Source organism: Acidobacteriaceae bacterium, from assembly GCA_028283655.1.
Classification (GTDB): Bacteria; Acidobacteriota; Terriglobia; order Terriglobales; family Acidobacteriaceae; genus Granulicella.
Map to the genome: position 1 here is coordinate 1,536,450 of JAPWKE010000003.1, position 23,401 is coordinate 1,559,850.

Annotated in this window: 19 protein-coding genes and 1 riboswitch; of the genes, 13 read left to right on the forward strand and 6 right to left on the reverse strand. The window is 59.6% G+C overall.

All coding sequences use genetic code 11. From position 1 onward, the window contains the following. Nucleotides 1-68 precede the first annotated feature (68 nt). The 8 genes from PW792_09370 (at nt 69) to PW792_09405 (ending at nt 9,450) form a co-directional block, all read left to right on the forward strand. Complete coding sequence (locus PW792_09370) at nt 69-1,301, forward strand: efflux RND transporter periplasmic adaptor subunit (GenBank protein MDE1162137.1); 1,233 nt, start codon at nt 69-71, stop codon at nt 1,299-1,301. Between the two features lie 14 nt (nt 1,302-1,315). Continuing rightward, entirely contained in the window at nt 1,316-2,275 is a 960-nt protein-coding gene (locus PW792_09375) for a hypothetical protein (GenBank protein MDE1162138.1), read from the forward strand. A 59-nt stretch (nt 2,276-2,334) separates the two neighbouring features. Continuing rightward, entirely contained in the window at nt 2,335-3,672 is a 1,338-nt protein-coding gene (locus PW792_09380; protein ID MDE1162139.1) for a TolC family protein, read from the forward strand. A 75-nt stretch (nt 3,673-3,747) separates the two neighbouring features. Then, complete coding sequence (gene hpnJ / locus PW792_09385) at nt 3,748-5,235, forward strand: hopanoid biosynthesis associated radical SAM protein HpnJ (protein MDE1162140.1); 1,488 nt, start codon at nt 3,748-3,750, stop codon at nt 5,233-5,235. A gap of 114 nt (nt 5,236-5,349) precedes the next feature. Further along, on the forward strand, nt 5,350-5,778 hold the full coding sequence (locus PW792_09390; GenBank protein ID MDE1162141.1) for an EamA family transporter: 429 nt from the start codon (nt 5,350-5,352) through the stop codon (nt 5,776-5,778). Between the two features lie 176 nt (nt 5,779-5,954). Then, nucleotides 5,955-6,827 (forward strand): XRE family transcriptional regulator, encoded by an 873-nt coding sequence (locus tag PW792_09395; GenBank protein ID MDE1162142.1) that lies wholly within the window; start codon nt 5,955-5,957, stop codon nt 6,825-6,827. 94 nt (nt 6,828-6,921) lie between these two features. Then, nucleotides 6,922-8,472: a CoA-acylating methylmalonate-semialdehyde dehydrogenase gene (locus tag PW792_09400; GenBank protein MDE1162143.1), complete on the forward strand. Its 1,551-nt coding sequence runs from the start codon at nt 6,922-6,924 to the stop codon at nt 8,470-8,472. Nucleotides 8,473-8,475: 3 nt separating this feature from the next. Continuing rightward, the gene (locus tag PW792_09405; protein ID MDE1162144.1) at nt 8,476-9,450 is read left to right on the forward strand and encodes a hypothetical protein; all 975 of its coding nucleotides are present in this window, start codon (nt 8,476-8,478) and stop codon (nt 9,448-9,450) included. Between the two features lie 153 nt (nt 9,451-9,603). Here the strand turns inward: PW792_09405 and PW792_09410 are convergent, their stop codons facing one another. The 5 genes from PW792_09410 to PW792_09430 form a co-directional block, all read right to left on the reverse strand. Next, on the reverse strand, nt 9,604-9,885 hold the full coding sequence (locus tag PW792_09410) for a MoaD/ThiS family protein (GenBank protein MDE1162145.1): 282 nt from the start codon (nt 9,883-9,885) through the stop codon (nt 9,604-9,606). Continuing rightward, complete coding sequence (gene thrC / locus PW792_09415; protein ID MDE1162146.1) at nt 9,882-11,186, reverse strand: threonine synthase; 1,305 nt, start codon at nt 11,184-11,186, stop codon at nt 9,882-9,884. The genes PW792_09410 and thrC overlap by 4 nt, the downstream gene beginning before the upstream one ends. 133 nt (nt 11,187-11,319) lie before the next feature. Next, nucleotides 11,320-11,428: riboswitch (SAM riboswitch) on the reverse strand. 209 nt (nt 11,429-11,637) lie between these two features. After that, a complete protein-coding gene (gene metH, locus PW792_09420) occupies nt 11,638-14,319 on the reverse strand; it encodes a methionine synthase (protein MDE1162147.1) in 2,682 nt (893 codons plus the stop codon). A 5-nt stretch (nt 14,320-14,324) separates the two neighbouring features. Then, on the reverse strand, nt 14,325-15,422 hold the full coding sequence (locus PW792_09425) for a homocysteine S-methyltransferase family protein (GenBank protein ID MDE1162148.1): 1,098 nt from the start codon (nt 15,420-15,422) through the stop codon (nt 14,325-14,327). Between the two features lie 102 nt (nt 15,423-15,524). Then, nucleotides 15,525-16,022 carry an NADH-quinone oxidoreductase subunit I gene (locus tag PW792_09430; protein MDE1162149.1) on the reverse strand — a complete coding sequence of 166 codons (498 nt, stop codon included), beginning with the start codon at nt 16,020-16,022 and terminating at the stop codon, nt 15,525-15,527. A 153-nt stretch (nt 16,023-16,175) separates the two neighbouring features. On the opposite strand from PW792_09430, the gene PW792_09435 reads away from it, so the two are divergent. Beyond that, a complete protein-coding gene (locus PW792_09435) occupies nt 16,176-16,724 on the forward strand; it encodes a hypothetical protein (GenBank protein MDE1162150.1) in 549 nt (182 codons plus the stop codon). A 114-nt stretch (nt 16,725-16,838) separates the two neighbouring features. Here PW792_09435 and PW792_09440 read toward each other — a convergent pair whose 3' ends face one another. After that, nucleotides 16,839-18,446: a hypothetical protein gene (locus PW792_09440; protein MDE1162151.1), complete on the reverse strand. Its 1,608-nt coding sequence runs from the start codon at nt 18,444-18,446 to the stop codon at nt 16,839-16,841. 251 nt (nt 18,447-18,697) lie between these two features. On the opposite strand from PW792_09440, the gene PW792_09445 reads away from it, so the two are divergent. From PW792_09445 to PW792_09460, 4 genes are all read left to right on the forward strand, one after another. Then, nucleotides 18,698-20,638, forward strand: a complete 1,941-nt coding sequence (locus tag PW792_09445; protein MDE1162152.1) for a hypothetical protein — start codon at nt 18,698-18,700, stop codon at nt 20,636-20,638. A gap of 145 nt (nt 20,639-20,783) precedes the next feature. Beyond that, nucleotides 20,784-21,728 carry a folate-binding protein gene (locus PW792_09450; GenBank protein MDE1162153.1) on the forward strand — a complete coding sequence of 315 codons (945 nt, stop codon included), beginning with the start codon at nt 20,784-20,786 and terminating at the stop codon, nt 21,726-21,728. 68 nt (nt 21,729-21,796) lie between these two features. Then, nucleotides 21,797-22,471 (forward strand): DUF1844 domain-containing protein, encoded by a 675-nt coding sequence (locus PW792_09455; protein MDE1162154.1) that lies wholly within the window; start codon nt 21,797-21,799, stop codon nt 22,469-22,471. Between the two features lie 126 nt (nt 22,472-22,597). Beyond that, nucleotides 22,598-23,401 (forward strand): MBL fold metallo-hydrolase, encoded by an 804-nt coding sequence (locus PW792_09460; GenBank protein MDE1162155.1) that lies wholly within the window; start codon nt 22,598-22,600, stop codon nt 23,399-23,401.

The window sequence follows — 23,401 nt, forward strand, 5'->3', positions numbered from 1 at the left end:
AGAAAACCCCTAAGCTTTTTGCGACCACGAACCAGCTAACCCCGTCTTATATACTGACTTTCGAACTCATGGCTGCAAACGGAACAAAATCGTCTCGCCTCTGGCTTTGGATTGTGCTGACCATCGCCATTCTCGCAGCCATCTTCTATTCCACGCGCGACCGTGACATCGTCACGGTACGAACCGCGACCGTGGAACGCCAAAACCTGCTTTCTACCATCTCGACCAATGGCAAAGTGGAACCTGTTGAAGACTTTCAGGCCCATGCTCCCGCCCCCGGCGTGGTGGAGAAGATGTACGTCTCGCTGGGCCAGCGTGTTGGCGCGAACCAGCCGTTGCTGCTGCTGAACGCCTCGGACGCAACCAACAAGGTCGCTTCGGCACAGGCGTCTGTGGCGCAGGCTGAAAACGCGCTGAAGAACATGCAGCACGGTGGCTCGCAGGAAGAGTTGCTGGCGTCGCAGTCAGACCTGAACACCGCAACGCAGCAGGCTAACGCTTCTGCCGCATCATTGAAGACGATGCAGGAGCTTCTGGCCAAGGGTTCGGTTTCCCCGGCAGAGGTTGCGCAGGCCCGACAGCATTCGGCGGATGCCAATGCTCGTCTGGCAGCTCTGAAGGCCCGGTCGACCTCCCGTTACAGTGCAGCCGATATGTCGACACAGCGCTCGCAACTGGCGCAGTCGCAGGCAGCGTTGTCGTCGGCGCAAAACGATTACAAGAGCTATGCCATCCGCGCTCCGTTTGCCGGAACGGTATACTCCCTGCCCGTTGCGCAGTATGACTTTGTGAATTCCGGCGAAGCACTGCTGGATGTCGCCGACCTTTCGCACCTGCAGGTTCGCGCGTACTTCGACGAGCCGGAGATTGGTAAGCTCGCAACAAATCAGCCGGTGAAGATCGTATGGGATGCCCGTCTGAACCGTACGTGGCATGGACACATCTCGCAGGCCCCAACGACGGTCATCACCTATGGCACGCGCAATGTCGGCGAATGCCTGATCACAGTGGACGATACCGACGGCGAACTGCTGCCGAACACGAACGTCACCGTGACGGTAACGACCTCCGAGCGCAAGGACGCGGTAAGCGTTCCGCGTGAAGCGCTGCACACCGAGGGCCTCACAAACTTTGTTTATCGGATCATCGAGGGACGCCTTGTACGCACGGTGGTTCAGGTCGGCATTGTGAACCTGACGCGCGTGGAGATTCTCGGCGGCCTCAACGAACATGACATCGTCGCCCTGGGCGCGACCACACAGGCCGACCTCAGCGACGGTCTGCATGTGAAGACGCAGTAACCGTTCACACTGTATTGACTCTGACGCAAACAATTCGATCTGCTGCCCTGCTGGCTGCGCTCTCTGCACTGACAGCAGCGGCGTCGGCGGCTGACTATGGCTCGGCCGAGAGGCTGATTCTGCATGGCAACCTGGATGAAGCCATCGCGCAACTGGATGCTATGCCAGCGACGGCAGCGCAGAAGCTTTTGCTGTGCCGGGCACACTACGCGGCTCAGCATATTGACCAGGCGGTTGCAGCCTGTGACGCGGCCGTAGCAGCGCACAACTCCACGGTCACGGTCGATTGGCTGGGCCGGGCGTATGGTGTGCAAGCTGACCATGCTGGTCCATTTGCCGGAATGAAGCTCGCATCGAAGGTGCGGTCATCGTTCGAAACTGCGGTCAATCTTGATCCGGCCTACTCGCCTGCGGTCAACGACCTCACCGATTTCTACGTTGGCGCTCCGAGCCTTGTGGGTGGCGGCACGGACAAGGCTCGCGCGTTGGCGCAGCGTGTTGCTGCAGCCCTGCCCGAGTCGGCGCATCGCACCGAAGCACTTGCTGCAGAGAAAGACCACGACTACGGCACAGCCGAGCGCGAGTTTCGTTCCGCGGTGACTGTCCGTAACGATTCCGGCGCATGGACCGATCTCGCGCAGTACCTTGGACGCCGCAAGCAGTACGATGCCAGCTTTGATGCGCTGCGCAAAGCAGTCGCCGCAGCACATAACTCCGGACCATCGCTGGTGGATTCTGCCGAGATCCTCATCGATCAGAAGCGGCATCTTGACCTTGCGGAGCAGTGGCTGCGCCTGTACCTGAACACGCCTGCAGGGCAGACCGATGAACAACCTGTGGCGAAGGTTCACGTCTCCCTGGGCAAATTGCTGGCAAAAAAAGGCGATGCAAATGGTGCGCGAAACGAATACAACGCGGCACTGGCCCTAGTTGCCCATTTCGAACCGGCCCAAAAAGCCCTAAACTCTCTTTAAGCCGAGTCCCGGCGGCAATCCGGGGCATCAGACGGAAACCGAGGCCAACACCGCAACCGATGTCATCACGCCTGCTCAACGCCGCGCTTGCAATCGCTTCCGTCGCGGCCTTCGCTTCTTCCGCCGCTCATGCGCAGCTATCGCTGACCTCTGCGGTGGGTCTTGCTTTGCGCTCTGACCCTCGCGTCAGCGCCGCGCAGGCTGATGTCGACAAGGCCCGCGCCCAGCTTGCCGAAGCCAAGGATGCGTATGTTCCTGTCGTCGGCGCTGTGGGTGGCGTCGGCAAGTCAACCGGTGTTCCGCTTTCCGTCCCCACTATTTTTACGATCTCTGCACAGTCGCTGGTGATGAACTGGTCGCAGCTTGACTATGTTCGCTCGGCGCATGTCGGTTGGAACGCCACGCAGTTTGCTCTGCAGCAGGCGGAAGACGACGTTGCAGAAGACGTCATCGTCACCTATCTCGCGCTAAACAATGCGCAACAGCGTAAAGCCGCGGCTCAGCAGGCGTTGGATCACGCGCAGAAGTTGCTAAGCATTACTCAGGATCGTGTCGCGTCCGGTGTTGACGCCCATATCGAAATCCCGCGTGCACACCGCACTGTGGTCAGCATCCAGTTACAGATGCTCTCGATCGACAGCGATATCGCGACATACTCCGACCACCTGGAGCACATGACAGGGCTTGTTGGTGCGATACCTGCGACCTCTACCAGCAGCATTCCTGCCCTGCCCGATGTCGCGACGCTTACCAGCGAGACGATGCCTCCGGCGACGATCAGCCCTGCCCTGCAGGCGGCGCTGGCCAACGAAACGGCCAAACTGGAGCAGGCGCACGGCGATGCACGCTACCTCTACCTGCCCCAGATGAGCTTCGGCGCCAGCTACGCTCGCATTACGACAGATTTTTCCAGCTACGCCACCTATTACCCGGCGTTCGATAATCCCAGCCTCAGCCGCAATGCGCTTTCTCTCGGCATCCAGATCAATCTTCCGCTGCTGGACCAGGCGCACCGCGCTAAGGCCCGCCAGTCAGCGGCTGACGCTCGCCGCGCCCACGCCGAGGTGGTCCGGGCCCGGAACCAGTTCCTCGAAGGCCGCCTGAAGTTAGAGCACTCGGCGACCGAACTGGAGTTGAATACCGAAGCCGCGCAGGATGATGTGGAAGAGGCCCGCGACTCGCTTCAGGCCGTATTGATCCAGCTTCAGCCCAGCGCCGGCGCGGTCAACAACGGACAACAGCCGCTCTCGCCTAAGGATGAACAGAAGGCGCGGTTGAATATTTCGCAGAAGGAACTTGATCTTCTGCATGCCCGTCAACAGCTTTTGCAGGTTGAAATCTCTCTCATGCGCCAGACCGGTCAGCTTTCGGCCTGGCTTCACACCGTCCACCCGTAGACCTGTCAAGCAGGAAACGGACCCGTACCTACCCGGAATCCCCCACCCCCGAACGTTGCCAAAGTGGTAAAATCTATGTCTGTGAAGCCCCTCAAAACACTGCTGCTCAACCCCCCTTCCTTCGAAAACTTCGACGGCGGCGCCAGCTCCCGTTGGCCTGCTACCCGCGAGATCGAGTCGTACTGGTATCCCGTCTGGCTGACCTACCCTGCAGGCCTGCTCGAAGGCTCACGCCTTCTCGACGCTCCGCCGCACCATGTGTCGGCCGATGAGACGATCCAGATCGCCAAGGACTACGAGTTTCTCGTACTCTTCACCTCGACCGTGGGCTGGGCCAGCGATCATGGCCTTGCACAGGCCATCAAGGCTGCGCATCCCACCATCAAGATCGCCTTCGTCGGACCGCCGGTTACCACCGATCCTGATCGCGCTCTGAACGAGTGCAGCGCTATCGACTTCATCTGCCGTCGCGAGTTCGACTACACGATCGTCGATTATGCGAACCGCAAGCCGATCAACGAGATCCTCGGCCTCTCCTACAAGGATGAGAACGGCGTGATCCAGCACAACCCGGATCGTCCGCAGGTCGAAGATCTGGACGCGATGCCGTGGGCGACGAAGATCTACAAGCGCGACCTCGATGTGACGCGTTACAACGTGCCCTTCCTGCTGCACCCGTATGTCTCGTTGTACTCGACGCGCGGCTGCCCGGCGCAGTGCACGTTCTGCCTGTGGCCGCAGACGCTTTCGGGCCATGCGTGGCGCAAGCGTTCGAGCGACGACGTTGCCGCTGAAATGAAGTGGGCGAAGGAAAACTTCCCGCATGTGAAGGAGTTCTTCTTCGACGACGATACCTTCAACATTCAGCAGGCTCGTACCATCGAGCTTTGCGAGAAGCTGAAGCCGCTCGGCCTGACGTGGTCCTGCACCTCGCGTGTAACGACCAGCTACGACACGCTGAAGGCCATGAAGGAAGCGGGCTGCCGCCTGCTGATCGTGGGCTTCGAGTCGGGCGATCCGCAGATTCTGAAGAACATCAAGAAGGGTGCCACCGTTGAGCGCGCGCGTGAGTTCGTCAAGAACTGCCACGACCTCGGCCTTGTCATCCACGCTGACTTCATCCTCGGCCTGCCCGGTGAGACGAAGGATTCGATCCGCAATACGATTGAGTTCGCCAAGCAGCTCGATTGCGAAACCATCCAGGTTTCCATCGCGCACGCGTTCCCCGGCACCGAGTTCTACGACTTCGCGGCGAAGAACAACTACATCACCAACGAGAACATGAACGATCACGGCGGACATCAGATGGCTCACATCGAGTACCCTGGCCTGCCGACCGACTACGTCATGGAGATGGTGCACAAGTTCTACGACGAGTATTACTTCCGCCCAAAGGCCGCGTTCCGCGTGGTCTGGAAGGCAGTGGTCAACCGCGACGTTCCGCGTCTCTACGAGGAAGCCAAGAGCTACATGAAGCTGCGCAAGGAGCGCAACCAAATGGTGCGCAAGGCCCGCGAAGACGCAGCAGCGAAGCAGCAGGAATCGGTTTCGATGAACGCGTAACCCGCGCTCTCGTCCGCTTCACAATAACGGTCAGCCTTCGGGCTGGCCGTTGTGCTTTCTATGGCCTGCCGGGGCTGAATCTACGCGGCAAAAAGGTACACTGGAAGAGTAACGATGAAGCACGCGCTCAAGCCTTCGCAGTACGCCGTTCTGATAGCCATCATGCTCACCGCCTCGGTGGGTGATTCGCTGTTGGCGCGTGGTATGGAGCAGGTTGGCTCCGTAGACTTTCAGCACCTCGGTCTACTCTGGAAGGCGCTCTTCAATCCGTTCATCGATGGCGGCATTCTGCTGCTCATCGGCTTCTTTGCCAGCTACATGACTGCGCTCTCGTGGGCCGATCTGACGTTTGTGATGCCTGCCACGGCGTTTGGTTACGTCGTGGTGGCGCTGCTCTCGCACTTCTGGCTGCATGAGCATCTGAGCCTCTCACGCTGGGCAGGAATCGTGCTCATCACGTGCGCGGTCGGCTTTGTAGCCAACGGCCCGAGCCGTACGGAGCATCCCGCCGAAGCGATTCTCGACCAAAATACCGGGCGCTAATCCGGCTTTCGAGCTCGTTTTGCTACCGGGACTTATGGCTGTGCGTCTTGATAGACTCCCTGCGAAAACTATGTCTCCAGCAATCCTTTTCCGGATCTGCGACGTACTTTCTAAGAACGGATAAACGGGTCCCGGGCCACTAAGAAGAAACTCCGTTCGTTTTCCCGGCAGATAAGGTGACGGACACCGCTTCTCCCTTACCGTCCGTCGCCTGCTCCGGGCAGAGCAACAATCTTTCCTGGCGACGAAACTCCGCCGATTCCCCTCAAACCACGTTCCCACAACGTAGTCCTTCGAAATTGCATCAGAAGGGACAAGGGAGAATGTTAGTGAGCAAGGTTACACCCACTGCAAAATCGACACAGAACGATACACTTCGTCCCTCCGAGCAGGTTCAGGCTCCCTCGTCAATTGACCCTGAAGCTGCAGAAGGACTACTCTCCGCTGCCCAGTTAGGCCAGCGGATTAAGCGGCTGCGACTCAAGCGTTCTATGGGACTTGTAGAGCTAGGTAAGCAGACCGGATTGTCTGCCAGCTTTCTTTCGCAGCTGGAAACCGGGCGTGTGATTCCGACGCTGAGAAATCTGGCTCGAATCTCCATCGTTTTCAGCAAGGATCTTAGCTACTTTTTCGAGTCGGGAGACCAAAGCGTCTTCCGAATTCAGCGCAAAAAGAACCGGGTTCGACTGCCGATGGGATTATCGTCCGTCACGCCGGATTACATTGCGGAAAGCTTCGGAATCCTTGTGCCCGAAGGTGGTTTGCGCCCATGTATGGCTGAGTTTCTCCCAGGCGAAGAACGAAACCCCTTTCATCCGGAGCTTCATCCCGGAGTCGAGATGGTGTATGTCCTTTCCGGTCAGCTTCAGTTAAAGCGTAAAGGCGAGTCTCATCTGCTGGAACCGCGTGATGTCCTGTATATCTCCAGCGAGACACAGCGGACGTATCAGGCGTCGGGCAACGAAGCAGCACAGGCGCTCATCATCAGCTTTGAGCATGAGCCAACGGAGATACGACGAGCTCCAAAGCGTTTGCAGGCAGACGCCTGAGTCAGGACACAGAAGCACGGTTGCGGGGGATGCAGGCGAGGCGATCTGGTGCTACCATAGCGTTTTCCTCTTGAGACCCTGAAGGAGTACGCCCATGGCCGCCATTGCCACCGCACCCGATTCCACCACCACCGCTACAGCCCTGCCTGAGATTCCCCATTGGGTGAACGGCAAGCGTGTTGCAGGCACATCCGGCCGTGTCACTGACGTCTTCAATCCCGCGACAGGCCAGAAGCAGGCCCATATTCAGCTCGCAACAGACGCTGAAGTGGACGCAGCCGTAGCTGCTGCTGCCGCGGCCTTCCCGGAGTGGTCGAACTGGCCGCCACTGCGTCGCGCACGCGTGATGTTCCGCTTCCGCGAGATCTTTGAGGCTCGCATTGACGAGTTGGCCGCAGCCATTACCCGCGAGCATGGCAAGGTCTTCTCCGATGCAAAGGGCGAATGCACGCGTGGGCTCGAAAATATTGAGTTCGCCACGGGCATTCCGCAGCTTTTGAAGGGTGAGTTCACCGAGCAGGTGGGCACGAACATCGACAGCTACAGCGTGCGGCAACCGCTTGGTGTCGTGGCCGGCATTACGCCGTTCAACTTCCCTGCGATGGTTCCGATGTGGATGGCGCCGATGGCGTTGGCGTGCGGCAATACCTTCATCCTGAAGCCCTCCGAGCGTGACCCCTCTGCGGCAATTTTGATTGCGGAGATGCTGAAAGAAGCTGGCCTGCCCGATGGTGTCTTCAACGTCGTGCATGGCGATAAGACCTCGGTTGACCGCATTCTGCAGCACCCGACGATCAAGGCTGTCAGCTTCGTTGGCTCCACGCCGATCGCGGAGTATGTGTACAGCGAAGGCACCAAGCACGGCAAGCGCGTGCAGGCTTTGGGTGGTGCGAAGAACCACATGATCGTGATGCCGGACGCCGATCTCGACCAGGCGGCAGACGCACTGGTTGGTGCCGCGTATGGCTCGGCTGGCGAGCGCTGCATGGCGATCTCAGTGGCCGTTACGGTCGGCAAGGAAACCGCCGACAACCTGATTGGCAAGCTGCAGTCACGCATCGCTGATCTGCGCCTTGGCGATGGTGCGAAGTCGTCGGAGAAAGAACCCGATCTGGGCCCGCTGGTGACCAGGCAGCACCTCGACCGCGTAGCCGGATACGTTGACCTCGGCAAGACCGAAGGCGCAGACCTGATCGTCGACGGGCGTACAATAGCATTGCCCGCAGGCGACGGTTTCTTCCTCGGCGCTTGCCTGTTCGACCATGTAAAGCCCGAGATGAAGATCTACAAAGAAGAGATCTTTGGACCGGTGCTGGGAATCGTTCGGACGAATACCTTTGAGACCGCGCTCGAACTCATCAACGAGCATGAGTTCGGCAATGGCACCTCGATCTTCACGCGAGACGGCGATACTGCACGCGACTTCGCACGGCGTGTGCAGGCGGGTATGGTCGGCATCAACGTGCCGATTCCCGTGCCGATGGCGTTCCACTCGTTTGGCGGCTGGAAGCGTTCGCTCTTCGGCGATCACAGCATCTACGGCCCCGAAGGCATGCGTTTCTATACGCGCATCAAGACGGTGACGGCGCGATGGCCGACGGGTATTCGGACGGGTGTGGACACGACCATGCCCACGCTCGGATAACGAATGCGTAGCTTTTTTGCGAGGGGGCGAGCGATCGCCCCCCTCGCTCTCTTCGGCATCCCCCTCCTGGGCAGCACGGCATCCTGCCTGGCTGATTCCAAGCCCTCCAAAATGCCGCATGTCGCCGCCGCGCTCCACTCCGCGCAGAGCATTTGCCTGTTGGAAGAGGATGACAATGTATTGCACGATCAGAAGCCGAGTCAGGGCTTTCTATCGCTCTATCGCGACATCGCAGCGCTCAACCGTTTCGAATTTATGGCAACCGCACGCGGCTGCGATGTGGTCCTCGCCTACCGAGCGTCCAGTGGTCCCGCGAACGCAGATCTAATCGACGTCATAAACCCAAAGGCCTACTCGCTACTCGGAACGATCAAAGCCTCGAGCGGAATCCTGCCGACCAACAAGAACGCGATTAAGATCTCTAAAAAGCTTACGCAGCAGATCGCGGCCATGAGCGGCCCGCCAAAGAGCCCCAGCGTTCCAGCGGCGCCTGCTCCGCCTGAAAGCGCTCGAATCCCCTTCACTCCCTCCGAAGCAGCGGAACGTCTGCGCATGGCATCGACCGTATTCGTTGACGATGAAGGCGTGATTAAGGGTTTCCAAAAAGGCTTCGATATCCCCTGGGTCCCCAAGGAGCTGAGCCAGACGTTTCTTCGCTTCCTCGGGAACTCGCGCGCTCCGCTCAGGCAAGTCGACTCGCCCCAGGACGCAGACGTGATCCTGAAGATCTCCGGCTACATCGATCAGGAAACCACCGTCACCGCGACCCATGTCCATCGGGCAGACGAGACCTCCACCACAGAAATACCCACGCTCTACGTTCTCTTTGTCGATCCGATGACGCTCATGCCTCTCTGTCAGACAGACACGACGCGCCTCCCGAGTCGCGGCCATGGGCAGTCTTTCGACACACACACTCTTATCCTGCGCGAACTGGCAGGCGACTTTGTGAGCAAGTGCCTGTACTTGCAACGCTAGAAGCGTCCTGATGAAGCGTTCCATCGCCAGGTATTTGTCGATAGCGGTGAAGCCGCGTCCAAGGAAACCGAATCCGATGCTCAACGCGGAGAAGAAAAGGGCGGAGAGCCAAAGCTCGCCACCCTTTTACTTCTTGTTACTTACAGCTTGAAGTTACCGGCTTCCGCCAGCTATCGACGGGATCAACATAATCTCATCGCCCTCTTCGAACTCGTGCGAGTCGCCGCCGAGGAAGCGGATGTCTTCGTCGTTGATATAGACGTTGATGAAGCGCCGTAGCTTGCCGTTCTCATCCGTTACGTTCTCCGCAAGCGCGGGAAACTTCTCGTTAAACTCTGCGATCAGTCCTGGCAGGTTCTTTGCTTCCGACGTAAACGTCTTCTGTCCGTCTGTGTGTCGCGCCAACGCCGTTGGCAAAACTACTTTAATACTCACTTCGATCCTCCAACTAACTCCAGTTGCTCGTTTCCTGCTACGTCCGTAATGAGCGACGCGTCCGTCTCGCGCAGGTAAGCGTCAAACTCTGCCAGACGCGGCTTCACCGCGCGCTCCTGCTCGTACTTGTCGACCAGTGCATCGGTGGTCTTCAGGCCGTTGCCCGTGATCACCGAGACGGTCAGTTCGTCGGCTCCGATGCGCCCCTGAGCGTAAAGCTTCGCGGTCACAGCCGTGGTTACACCACCGGCGGTTTCCGTGAAGATGCCTTCGGTCTCTGCAAGCTCCTGGATACCGCTGACGATTTCGATGTCGCTGACGTCTTCGGCATAGCCGCCCGTCGCCTGAATCATCTTCGACGCTGCCGGGCCATCAGCCGGATTGCCGATCGCGAGCGAACGAGCGATCGTGTTCGGACGCTGCGGTTCGATATCGTCCCAGCCGTTCTTGACCGAATGCGAGATCGGCGAGCATCCGGTCGCCTGTGCACCGAAGAACTTCACAGGCTTGTCTTCCACCAGACCCAGCGCAACAAGCTCTGCAAACGCCTTCTTGATCTTGCGGATCAGCGATCCACCAGCCATCGGGCAGACGATATTGTCAGGAAGCTTCCAGCCAAGCTGCTCGGCGATCTCGTAGCCAACGGTCTTCGAACCTTCTGCGTAGTACGGGCGAAGGTTGACGTTGACGAAGCCCCACTTATACTCGTCTGCGATCAACGTACAGAGGCGGTTGACGTGGTCGTAGTTCCCTTCGATGCGCACGAGCTTTGCGCCGTAGACGAGCGTGTTCAGGATCTTTGCCGGCTCTAGGTCGCTCGGGACAAGGATGCAGGCGCGCAGACCGAGACGTGTCGACTGCGCAGCCACCGCGTTTGCCAGATTACCCGTTGAAGAGCAACCGACGACGTCAAAACCAAAGTGCTGTGCGTTCGCCAGCGCCACCGCGACCACGCGATCCTTGAAGCTCAGCGTTGGGAAGCAGACGGCATCGTTCTTAACGTAGAGGTTGTTTGCGCCAATGCGCTTACCGAGACGGTTCGCCTTCACCAGCGGCGTAAAGCCAACCGGCAAATCAGGCTGATGGCCCGCCGGGATAGGAAGCAGTTCCTTATAACGCCAGATACTCGCCGGGCCGGCTGCAACCGACTCCTTGGTGAAGCGTCCGCGCACGCTCTCGAGGTCATACTGCACTTCGAGGGGCGCCAGGCAATCAGGGCAGGCCGACATCGGCACATTTCCAAAGCCCTTCTTGCACTCAGGGCACTTCAGCTCATAAACCGTACACGACGAATCCGACATCGAACATCCTCCCAGCAAATAATGCCTGGGAACGTTGCTGAGACTAACTTTCTCTTGGAGAGGGCCGCCGCGTTCAGCCAGTGGTATATGAATACGCGGGATGCAGTCCGTCAGGACGAGGCTGCGACACCGAATCTCATGTACCCTGCGACTTCCAGGAGAGAGGTGACACCGGTACGCACTTGTACTGTCCGGTTGTCGTGGCGTCTCAGGGCTCGTCCCTCAGCCACTCTGCATGAAATCCGCCCACTTGCGTGGGTGAATAAGGTAGTTATAACACCGCGTTGACTACACTGCAAACACACTGTGGATATTTCTTGACAAGCATTCTTCCGCGGGCATTTGCTTCTGCACGCAGCTTTAGGAGGCCGCCATGAAACTCCTTAAACTTATCGTGCAAACACTGATCGTTGCCCTTACCTTTGGCCACTTCTGCCGCTGGTAAGGGAGATCAAGCACCCGGCTCATACCCCAGATTCGGCCCCAGCCAACGCTCTACCTCAGCCAGCGTCCAGCCCTTGCGCGCGGCGTAGTCCTCTGCCTGATCGCGATCGATCTTGCCCAGCGACAGATACCTCGCCTCCGGGTGCGCGAAGTAGATGCCCGAGATGCTCGACCCCGGCCACATCGCAAAGCTTTCGGTAAGCACAATGCCCGTCTGCGCCTCGACATCCAACTGCTTCCAGATCGTGCCCTTCTCCGTGTGGTCCGGGCAGGCGGGATAGCCCGGCGCCGGACGAATGCCCCGATAGCCTTCGCGAATCAGTTCCTCGGGCGTGAGGTTCTCGGTCAAGCCAAAGCCCCACTCATCGCGCACGATCTTGTGCAGACGCTCTGCAAACGCCTCTGCCAGACGATCCGCAATCGCCTCTGCCATGATCGCGCTGTAGTCGTCATGCTCCGCGCGAAAGCGCTCAACGATCTCCTTCAACCCGATGCCGCTGGTAACCGCGAACATGCCAATCGAGTCCTTCAGGCCCGTCTCACGCGGCGCAATGAAGTCCGACAACGCACGGCACACATCACCCTCGCGCGCTGTCTGCTGACGCAGGAAGAAGAGCTTCGTTCCATCCGCCAGCACTACATCATCGCCCTCAGCATTGGCCTCGAACAAGCCATACACACCGCGCGCCTGCACCCACTTCTCGCGCACCATGAGATCGAGCATCGCCTGCCCGTCCGCGAACAACTTCGTCGCCTCCGAGCCCTGCTTCTCATCACTCAAAATGCGCGGATACAAACCACGCAAGCCCCACGCGTGGAAGAACGGCGACCAGTCCACATACGGCACCAACTCTTCCAGCGGAAAGCCTTCCAACACGCGCACGCCCGTAAACGAGGGCTTCGCCAGATCTTCTTCACGCCACTCAATCGGGGTGCGAAGCTTGCGCGCCTTCTCAATCGGCAGCAGCTTCTGTTGCGGTGCGGAGTGCTGCTGACGCACGGCCTCATACTCGGCCGCATGCTGCAGTTTGAACGCCTCCGAGCTCTCTTCGCTCAGCAACGAAGTCGTCACCGGCACCGCACGCGAAGCATCGGTGACGTGCACGACAGGCTGCGAGTAATGCGGCGCAATCTTGATCGCCGTATGCGCACGACTCGTTGTCGCGCCACCGATCAACAGCGGCACCTTGAAGCCCTGGCGCTCCATCTCACGCGCAACATGCACCATCTCATCAAGCGATGGCGTAATCAGGCCGCTGAGGCCGATGATGTCTGCGCGAACTTCCTTCGCACGCTCGAGGATCTTCTCCGCAGGCACCATGACGCCCATGTCGATGACCTCGTAGTTATTGCAGGCCAGCACCACGCCGACGATGTTCTTGCCGATATCGTGGACGTCGCCCTTGACGGTCGCGAGCACGATCTTGCCCTGCGCCTTCACCTCGATACCCGCAGCAGCCAGCGCAGCCTTTTCCTCCTCCATAAACGGAGTGAGATACGCGACGGCTTTCTTCATCACGCGTGCCGACTTTACGACTTGCGGAAGGAACATTTTGCCTGCGCCGAAGAGGTCGCCGACGACGCTCATGCCTGCCATCAACGGGCCTTCGATCACCAGCAGGGGGCGCCCCAGCTTGGCGCGAGCCTCTTCGGTGTCTTCGTCGATATAGGTGTCAATGCCCTTCACCAGCGCGTGCGACAAGCGGGCTTCCACCGTGCCCGAGCGCCACTCCTCGACCTTCTTCTCTTCGGCCGCGCTTGTCCCGGCGCCAGCAGCCTTCAACGCTTCACCAAAGTCGACAAGGCGTTCGGTCGCATCGTCGCGACGGTTCAATAGAACATCTTCCACTAGAACTTTCAGTTCCGGTTCGATCTCCTCGTAGACCTCGAGCATTCCGGCGTTGACGATGCCCATGTCCATGCCTGCGGAGATCGCGTGATAGAGGAACGCCGAGTGCATCGCCTCGCGGACCTTGTTATTGCCGCGGAAGCTGAACGAGATGTTGGATACGCCACCCGACACCTTGGCGTGCGGCAGGTTCTGTTTGATCCATCGTGTCGCGTTGATGAAGTCGAGCGCGTAGTTGTTGTGCTCCTCCATGCCCGTCGCGACGGTCAGGATGTTTGGGTCGAAGATGATGTCTTCCGGGGGGAAGCCGATCTCATCGACGAGCAAGCGATACGCGCGTTCGCAGATGCGGATCTTGTCCTCATACGTCGCCGCCTGGCCATCCTCATCGAAAGCCATCACGACAACTGCGGCGCCGTACTTCAGCACCGTGCGGGCGTTTGCGCGGAACTTATCCTCGCCTTCCTTCAGCGAGATGGAGTTGACGATTCCCTTGCCCTGCAGGCACTTCAGGCCTGCCTCGATGACCTCCCACTTGGAGGAGTCCACCATGAAGGGAACCTTTGCCACTTCGGGCTCGCTGGCGAGCAGAAGAAGAAAGCGCGACATCGCGGCGACGCCGTCGATCATGCCTTCGTCCATGCAGATGTCGATGACGTTCGCGCCGTTCTCCACCTGCTGACGCGCAACGCTTACCGCGTCTTCGTACTTCCCTTCTTTGATCAGCTTGGCGAACTTGGGTGATCCCGCTACGTTCGTGCGCTCGCCGATCATCAGGTACACGCCGGGCTGCTGCGTAAATGGCTGCGAGCCCGACAGCCGCAAGGGCTTTGTTTCCACTACACTCACGCCGTCACCAACTCTCGTCCATAAACACGCGGGGCGACACCCTTCACCGCGTTCGCAATCGCTGCGATGTGCTCGGGCGTGTTGCCGCAGCAACCGCCTGCAATATTGATCAACCCATCCTGCGCAAAACCACCAAGAAAGCGGCCCATGTCCTCCGGACCAAGGTCAAAGCCGGTCTCCGACAAAGGGTTCGGCAGACCGGCATTCGGGTAAGCCGATACAGCCGAGGTCTTCGCTTTTGCCGAAAGCTCCGTCAAGAACGGGAACATAAGATCCGGCCCAAGCGAGCAGTTCAACCCGACGCTCAAAGGATTTACATGCGCCACCGCGTTCCAGAAAGCTTCCGTCGTCTGCGCCGAGATCAACGTCTCGCCACCACGGCCGACAGCAGCAGAAATCTGCACCGGCAGTTCGAGGCCGTCTTCATCGAAGACCTCGCGAATCGCGACGAGCGCGGCCTTGGCGTTCAAGCTGTCGAAGATCGTCTCCACGAGCAGCGTGTCGACACCGCCTGCGATGAGTGCACGGGTCTGCTCCTTGTAGGCGACGAGCACCTGATCGAAGCTCACCACGCGGAAGCCCGGGTCATCGGCGTCGGGCGAGTTCGATAGCGAGACGGTCAATGGGCCAATCGCGCCCGCGACAAAGCGCTGTATGCCGGTGTCGTTGCCGACGCGGTCGGCCCACTCGCGGCATTGGCGCGCACTGGTTTCGTTGATCTCCCACGCCAAATCGCGAAGCATAGGGTTTTCGAGCACCTCTTGATAGAACGCAGGGTCCTTGCGTCCGCCACGCTCTCGCGGGTCTTCGACGAAGAACTCGCTCTGCGAAATGCTCGTTGCGCCGAAGGTATTGGTCTCGATGATGTCCGCGCCGGCTTCCAGAAAGCGGCGATGAATGTCACCGATCATCTTCGGCTGCGTCAGCGAGAACATATCCCCGTTATTCAGCAGATCCTTCTCCGTATTCGCCCAGCGCTCTCCACGAATGTCCTTCTCGGTCATGCCATAGGTGCGAATCGTCGTCCCCATCGCACCATCGATGATCGCGATGCGCTCTTCCATCAACTTTGCCAGCGCGTGCTTTTCAGCCATCGTTCTAATCCTTCCAAGCAAAAGGCGAGCCCTGAAGGCTCGCCACTCGCGGGGTGTTTCCACTCCATGAACCCTGGGCCCGAAGCCCTGGACCCTGATTCGTTACGCCAGCACTTCGGCCTGTTCCTGATTCGACTTCGGAAGCCCCACCGGAATCTGCACCAGCAGGTCTTCCTTACGCATGACCATGGTGGTCGCGTTCAGGCTGGCCAGCTCAAAGCCGTGTCCGTGCGTGATCGCATCGGTCGGGCAGGCTTCCACACAGTAGCCGCAGAAGATGCAGCGGTTGTAATCAATGTTGTAGACCTTCGCATAGCGCTCGGCCGACGAGATGCGCTGCTCAGCCGTGTTGTCCGCAGCCTCGATATAAATGCAGTTCGACGGACAGGCAGCCGCGCAGAGGAAGCAGGCTACGCACTTTTCGAGCCCGTTCTCATCGCGCTGCAACTGATGCTTGCCACGAAAACGCTCCTGAAGCACTGCACCGCGCAGCGGTCCCTTGCCGTCCGGGTAGTTCTCTACCTCAGTCGGCTTGAAGGCTTCGCCCAACGTAATGGACATGCCCTTGGCAATAGCACCGATATTGCGAACGATCGACATGGCAACAGTATACGTCTTCTGCCTTTTGATTTGTCATCCTCACGCAATGCAGACTGGCTGGCCTACCCGCGATGAGCCCCTGACATCCAAGGAAGCAAAGGCCTATCGGCACAATCTACCGACACAACCAAGGAAAGGCGTACCCTGTACCCCATGAAACTCAAGCTTGCCACGCCAGCCCTTCTCGCAGCACTCCTCATCGCCGCTCCTCTCGTCGCCCAGGAGCATCACGACGAGACAGCGCCGATGCCCATGCACAAGCCCGTTCCGGCCTCCCACAGCCTGAACATCACCTTTCAGGGCCGCGTGACCAACCTGACGGTCGAAGATCTGCTGGCGCTGCCGCAACACACCCTGCACGTCCACAATGCTCATCGCAACACGGACGAGGATTACTCCGGCCCGCTGCTGATCGACGTGCTGGCCAAGGCGGGGTTGACCGTCAATGCCGAGACCGAACCGCTGATCAAGCACTCTGCACTGATCGCAACCGGCACCGACCAGTACTACGTGGTCTATGCAGCGATGGAGGCAGTTCCGTCGTTTTCCAAGGGACAGGTCATCGTAGCGGTCATGAAGTCCGGCCTGCCCGATACCGAAGGCGGCCTCATCCAGCTCATTAACGATAGTGACAAAAAGCCCGCGCGCTGGGTGCATGGACTGGCAAATATCAACCTGATGACCGTTGCTCAGAGTAAGTAGGGCCAGGGCTTAGGGTGCAGGGCTTAAGGTTTAGAAAAACAACATAGCTACAGAAGAAGGGCCGCAAGTTTGGATGCTCGCGGCCCTTCTCTATTCGGTAACTCTGACAGCCCGTTACTTCACCAATGCAGCTTTCATGACGCCGAACTCGCCCAGCCAGTTCGACAACCCTTCGATGAGGCCATGGCCTTCAACCGGGAGCGTTGTGGCCTGCATCATCGGACCGCTGCCGGTCGGGTTCGCGGCCTCTGCCTGCTCGCGAAGCTGACGCGCCAACGCCAGGTCAAAGCCCTCGCTCACCCATACCGAGTTGCCCGTGTGGACCAGCAGAACATCGCCTTCGCGTGTGGAGAAGACTCGCTCGTTCTCGTCCTTCTCGTCCGCCTGGCGGCGCTGCAGACCGTTGTACTGACGCGACATCTGCTGCTCAAAGACCTGGAAAAAGCTTGCGGCAGAGTCCGCGTTCTTCCAGCGCGAGAGGTACATCAGGCCGATCGACTTCGTCGTTCCCTTATCAGCTTCGCTGGCGTCCTTCTTCTGAGCGGCCAGGTAGATGCCACCAGCCCAGTTCGGTGCCAGCGCTTCCGCCAACGGACGGCCACCGAAGAGCTCCGTCGTCATGCGCACGTCCAACTCCCCCATTACGCCGACGTCGTAAGGCAGCCAACCGGCTTTGGTCAGCTCAGGATGAACGTCCGGCAGACGTAGCACCGGCATCGGCGCGTTCGCCAGATAGACGTCCGGGTGCAGGATCTGCGCGCTCGCCGACGGTGGAGCGTCCAAGACTCCGGCAAATGCTTTTTCCGTGCCACCAGATGCCAGGACCTTCGCCTCAAACACCAGGCCTTCGCGATACGGAAACAACAGCGCCTGCTGCAGTACGAGCGGAGCGCGTCCCAGCACGGGCGAGTCAGAGGAATCTCCTGCGCCGTTGGCCAGCATGTCGCCCATCTGCGGCACGTCGCGCAGCGTCTTGCCCCTGTAACCGTGAGTGTCCAGATAGTAGTCGGCGAAGGTCACCATCGCCTGCCCTTCGAGCACGGCCTCACGAGCGGTTCCGGCCTCGTCCGTCGCGATGTGCTCGTTATCTTCCTTCACGTTCTTCGCAACGCCTTCGGGTTCGGGGTCCTGCCACTTGCGCAGGTTCATGCGCTGGTCCTGCAGGGCATGCGTCAGTTCGTGCGCCATGACGGGCTTCTGCTGGTCGATCGGAACCCAGTCCAGCAGCGTCATCTGTTTGTTCTTGTTGTCGTAGTACCCGGCGATCTGTTCGGTGAGCAGACTCAGCAGGAACGGCCGCAGCTTGAAGTCGCGGTCGAGCATTCCGAACTTCTTCAGCACAAGTTCGCTGCGCTCCATGCGCTTGTTGCCCTTGTCTTCGTCGAACTTCGTCCGTAACTCTTTGGCCACGGCATCGCGCGGCACAAAGGCCACCTTTACGGGCTTGTGAATGGCAAGTCCGGTATCTTTGCTGACGAAGTGGAAGATGTCCTCTTCGCTCGAGAGGATGTCGCGCTTCTGCTCTTCGGTCAACTTGCCGTCCACCGCGATGGTCGTCTGCCCGCTTTCGAGCACAGGAGGCGTCGTCTGGCCCTTCGGAGCGCCCGCAGCCGGGGTGTTCGAATTCGGCGTTTTTGGAGTTTCGACCGCCTGAGCCTGTACCTGCAGCGTGCCAACCAACAGTCCTAATCCCACCAAACCAACGCCGAAACGACTATCCAATGCTGTTGCCTCCGTAAAACCCACTGCGTGTCATCCACGAGTCTACCCATACCCGGCAAACTTCGCCCAGCCTTAGTGGCTGGAGCGTAGGGTGACGGGACAAAAGCTCACCTCTACTCCGAAAGCAAAAGCAAAAGGGTGAGACGAAGAACAAGAGCAGCTACATCCTTCGCGCAGTATCGCACCGCGATTGAGGTGATTTATTTTGATATCACACCGATTCTCAAATCTTCCTCAGACACAGGCACCTCATGACATCGATTACTACGCGCAAGCTGCGTTTGTCCGCCCTGGCATCGATCCCCGCTCTCCTGCTTTCAGGCTGCGGTTTCGGAACGAGAAACATTACTTCGACTCCTTCAGCCGTTCGCGGAACCGTTTTTGGCGGCCAGCAGCCTGTCACGGGCTCGACCATTACCGTTTGGCAGGCTGGAGAAACCGGCTACGGCAGCGACCCGACCCAGTTGGCACAGACGACCACCGACGGCACAGGCAGCTTCAGTATTCCTGCGGGAAGCTACACCTGCACGGATGCCTCTGCCCCCGTTTACATCACAGCCTCGGGCGGCTATGCCAACCCCGCTTACGCCAACCCGAATATCCTTCTGGCTGCGGGCCTCGGCGCCTGCGGAACGGCACCCCAGGCGATCGTCAACATCAACGAAGTCACCACGGCGGCGACAGCCTATGCGCTCTCGCACTTCTTCACCACGGTCTTTGGTTCGTCCTCGACGAACGGCTTTGGCGCGACCCCAGGGGACATGGCTTCGCTTGAGCTTTCAAACGCCAACACCATTTCCATGCTGGTCGATATTCCGAGTGGTGTAGCCCGCGCCAGCAGCAATGGCATCACCCGCGAAGACACTCGTCTGAACACGATCGCCAACATCCTGGCCGCGTGCGTCAACGACTCTTCGAGCTTCTCGAACTGCGCGACGCTTTACAGCGATGTGCCTCCGCCCGCAGGCAGCACGAACACTCCGACCAACACGCTGCAGGCCGCGGTCAGCCTCGCACTCAACCCGACGCAGAACATCGGCAGCCTCTACTCGCTGCAAGCGGCGACGGCACCCTTTGTCGGTCTGCCGACGCAGCCTGACGATCTCGGCCTTGTTGTCGCTTACAGCAGCACGGACTTTGGACTTGCCATCAACAACGCGCTTCCCGGTGGAGGCTTCAGCAACATCGACATCGATCCCAACGGCCGTGTTTTCTTTCCCTCGGACGCAACCGGCAAAACAGGTATGGGCTACTTTGATCCATCGACGGGAAGTTTCAGCTCTTTGCTGGCGTCAGGTTTACTGGTCACGCCGCAATATCTTGCAATCACCCCGGATGGATTCGTTGCGGAATCAGACCTCGGCTCCAATGTGGTTGCAGCCCTCTCAAATGATCTAACGACGACGCAGACAGAAACTGTTGATACAGCAGGAGCTACCACCAGTGCCGCTTATCTCGTGGAAGGAGAGGAACTTCTTCTTGGAGAACATACCGCCAGTGGAGCGAATACGGTTACTTATGGAGGTGGAAGTATTGGCGCGTTTAGTGCTCCTATAACAAGCATCAATATTGGTTTAGCCTCTCAGACGATCTTCGCTATGACGGGAGGTTTATCCTCCCCCTGCTCACTCGAAGCACTGACCGATGTGGACGACGTTTACACCACCCAGACCTTGTCCGCGACCTCCAGCAACTGCCAGAGCGGCGGTCTATACGCCGCAAGCAACGGTAACAACGCAGTTGCGGTCGGCGCAGCCTCCACCGCGGACCAGCTTTGCACCAACCTCAACGGATGCCTCCCCATTCCGTTTCTAGTTCAGCCTGAAGGCATTGCCCTTGACGGCGGCTTGACCACATGGACTGCCGATGCAGGAAACAACGCAATTGTCGGGGTAAACACCGAGGTCAGCGTCTTCCAGCACCCTGCGACTTTGCCTCGCCCTTACGGGTTGGCCATTGATGGCAGCGGCAACGTATGGGTCTCGAACGCTGGGTGCGTCGCGACCACGACGGACTCCTGCACGCCCGGCACGTTCGTGCTGAGCGAGTTGGTAGGTGCAGCCGCGCCGACCATCGCTCCTCTTGGAAACCAGGTTGGGGATGTGTATGCCGGAACCAAACCCCAGGCACGCACTACGGTCACGCAATCGCTGTCCCTGCACCAATTGCTTTCCCACTCGATCAAGAAGTAGTCAGAAGCCGCCGTTTCCCCCTTCCGCCGCTCCCTTGGGCGGCAGGAGAAACGGCGGCTTTTTCTATCTGCGCGTTTGCGTCACTACAATGGTTGTGGAACGCCGCGCATCTCCTGACGGCGAAGATCATCCAACAGTCCGACGCATGATGCCTTCAAACCAGATCCAGCCCCTCCTCGAATCCGCCGCACTCGCGCAGCTTGCTGACCGTGCGTTCCTCCGCATCACCGGCTCTGACGCCACGCGTTGGCTCAACGGTATGGTGACGAACTCTATCCAGGCCATGCAGCCCGGCGAAGGCAGCTATAACTTCCTGCTGAACGCGCAGGGCCGCATCATGGGCGATGCGTATATCTATCGCGAGCACAGCGAGCCAATCACCTACCTGCTCGCCACCAGCAGCGCACAGGTGGAAGCGATCCGCTCGCTGCTGGACAAGTTCATCATCATGGACGATGTCGAGCTTGCCGACGCCGCACTCGAGCAAACCTCCCTGCTTCTCAGCGGCCCGGAGGCGGCGGTAGCGTTGCAGCGCGCAGGCTTGCCAGCGGTCGGCCCCCTTCGCCTTGCCCTGGCCGATACAGCGCACGGCCCGGTACTACTGACAACGACGCAGGCCGCAGGCACCTTTGAGCTTCGCGCGGAAGCAGCGACCATCGCTGCGCTGCAAGCTGCGCTCGCTCTGCCGGAACTCTCTTCCGCAGCACTTGAAGCTTTCCGCGTCTTCACCGGCACACCGCTTTACGGCACGGACATTCGCAACACCGACACGGCCAAGGACCTGCCTCAGGAGACCAACCAGCCCCACGCCCTGCACTTCAGCAAGGGCTGCTACCTCGGCCAGGAAATCGTCGAGCGCATCCGCTCGCGCGGTCAGGTCCACAAGCTCTTCACAAAGTTCGAGCTCACCGGCGCTCTTCCGGAGCAACTGCCTGCGCCGCTTGAGTCAGAAGGCAAGCCCGCAGGCGAGTTGACGAGCGCAACCCAGATCGGCGATAAGCTCTACGCGCTCGGCTACGCCCGCCGCGAGTTTCTGGAGCTGAAGAAACCGATAACCTATAGCGGTGGCACCGCGACACCACGCCTCTAACCGCCAACGCATCCAACGAGTTACGCAACATCGATTCACCCGACATTCCGAAGCAAAGCGAGAACATCATGGCCGACAAGCCCTTCGTCATCAACGACCGCCGCAAGTTCACCGCCGAAGGCGACATCCGCCCCGACGTGGAGCGCTCCCCTGCCGAGCCCACGCCTGAGCCCAGTGCTCCTGTAGCTGCCGAAGCCGAGGCCTCGCGCGGTCCGCAGCTCGTCACCGAAGCTACGGCCCCGGAAGAGACCGTAGCCGCGGAAGCTCCCGCAGCAGCCAGCGAAGAGGCCGAGCAGCAGGCTTATCCCGAGATCCCAGCCGAGCAGTTTGAGCAGGTGACGCGTGCGTACAACGCCACGCTCGACCGGCTCGATACCGCTGTGCGCGCGATGGATCCCGGCGGCCAGCACATGCCCGCGATGAACTTCGAGCGCTTCATTCAGTCGCTCTACATGCAGGCGCTCATGCAACTTGGCGGCATTCAGGACCCCAGCGGCCAGCCACCGCGTGTCGACCTCATGGGTGCACGCTCGACGATCGACATGCTGGGCCTCATCAGCGAAAAGGCAGACGGCAACCTCAACGAGAGCGAGACCAAGCTGCTCACCTCCGCGCTCTTTGAGCTGCGCATGGCGTTCCTCGAAGTCACACAGGCGCTCTCTCAGCAGGCCGCCCAGCGTGGCCCCGGTGGCGCACCGGGCTCCATGCCTCCACCCCCGGGTGGGCCCACGCTCATCCGCTAAGCAGAACAGCAAATTCAACGGCGTGCCTTCGTGGCACGCCGTTGAATTTAGCCCTTAGCTTTGTTCCGCAAGGCTTTCTCCACAGGGCCACGAACAGCCCATACTCCGCTACCCTAGAGGAAGCAGATGCAAGCCACCCTGACTTTCTTCGGCACCGGTACCAGCATGGGAGTTCCCACGCTGGGCTGCCCGTGCGCCGTCTGTCAGGACGCCTATCTTCCGGGCTCACCGAACCGTCGTACCCGGCCTTCGATTCTGCTCAGCTTCAACGCGCACAACGTCCTCATCGATACCGGCCCGGACTTCCACGTGCAGGCTGTGCGCGAGCATCTTTCGAGCGTCGACGCCGTGCTCTACACCCACGGTCACGCCGACCACATCCTCGGCATGGATGACCTCCGCCCGCTTTCCTTCGGCAAGCCCGGCGGCCTGCCGCTCTTCGCCGACAACCTCACCGCGCCGGTCATCGAGCGTGTCTTCGAGTACACCTTCCGCAAGGTCGACCGCTACCCGACTTCGGCACGCGTTGAGATGAACCGTATTCCATCCACACCAGGCGCACGCATTCCTCTGCTCGGTACGGAGTTCGTGCGTATCCCCGTCACGCATGGGCGAAACACGATCACCGGTTATCGATTCGGCTCCGCCGCCTACCTGACGGACATGAGCGACATTCCAGAAGACGCCCTTCCGCTGCTGCAGGGCCTGGACATCCTGATCCTTGACGCTCTGCGCCGCGAGCCGCACCCGTCGCACTCACACCTCGCGAAGTCGGTCGCACTCGTCGAGCAACTCAAGCCCAAACGAGCCTTCTTCACGCACATCTCTCACGACCTCGATCACAACGCCATCAACGCCGAGCTACCGCCCCACATTCAGCTCGCACACGACAGCCTCAAGCTGGACTTCGACATCAGCCCCATCCCATAG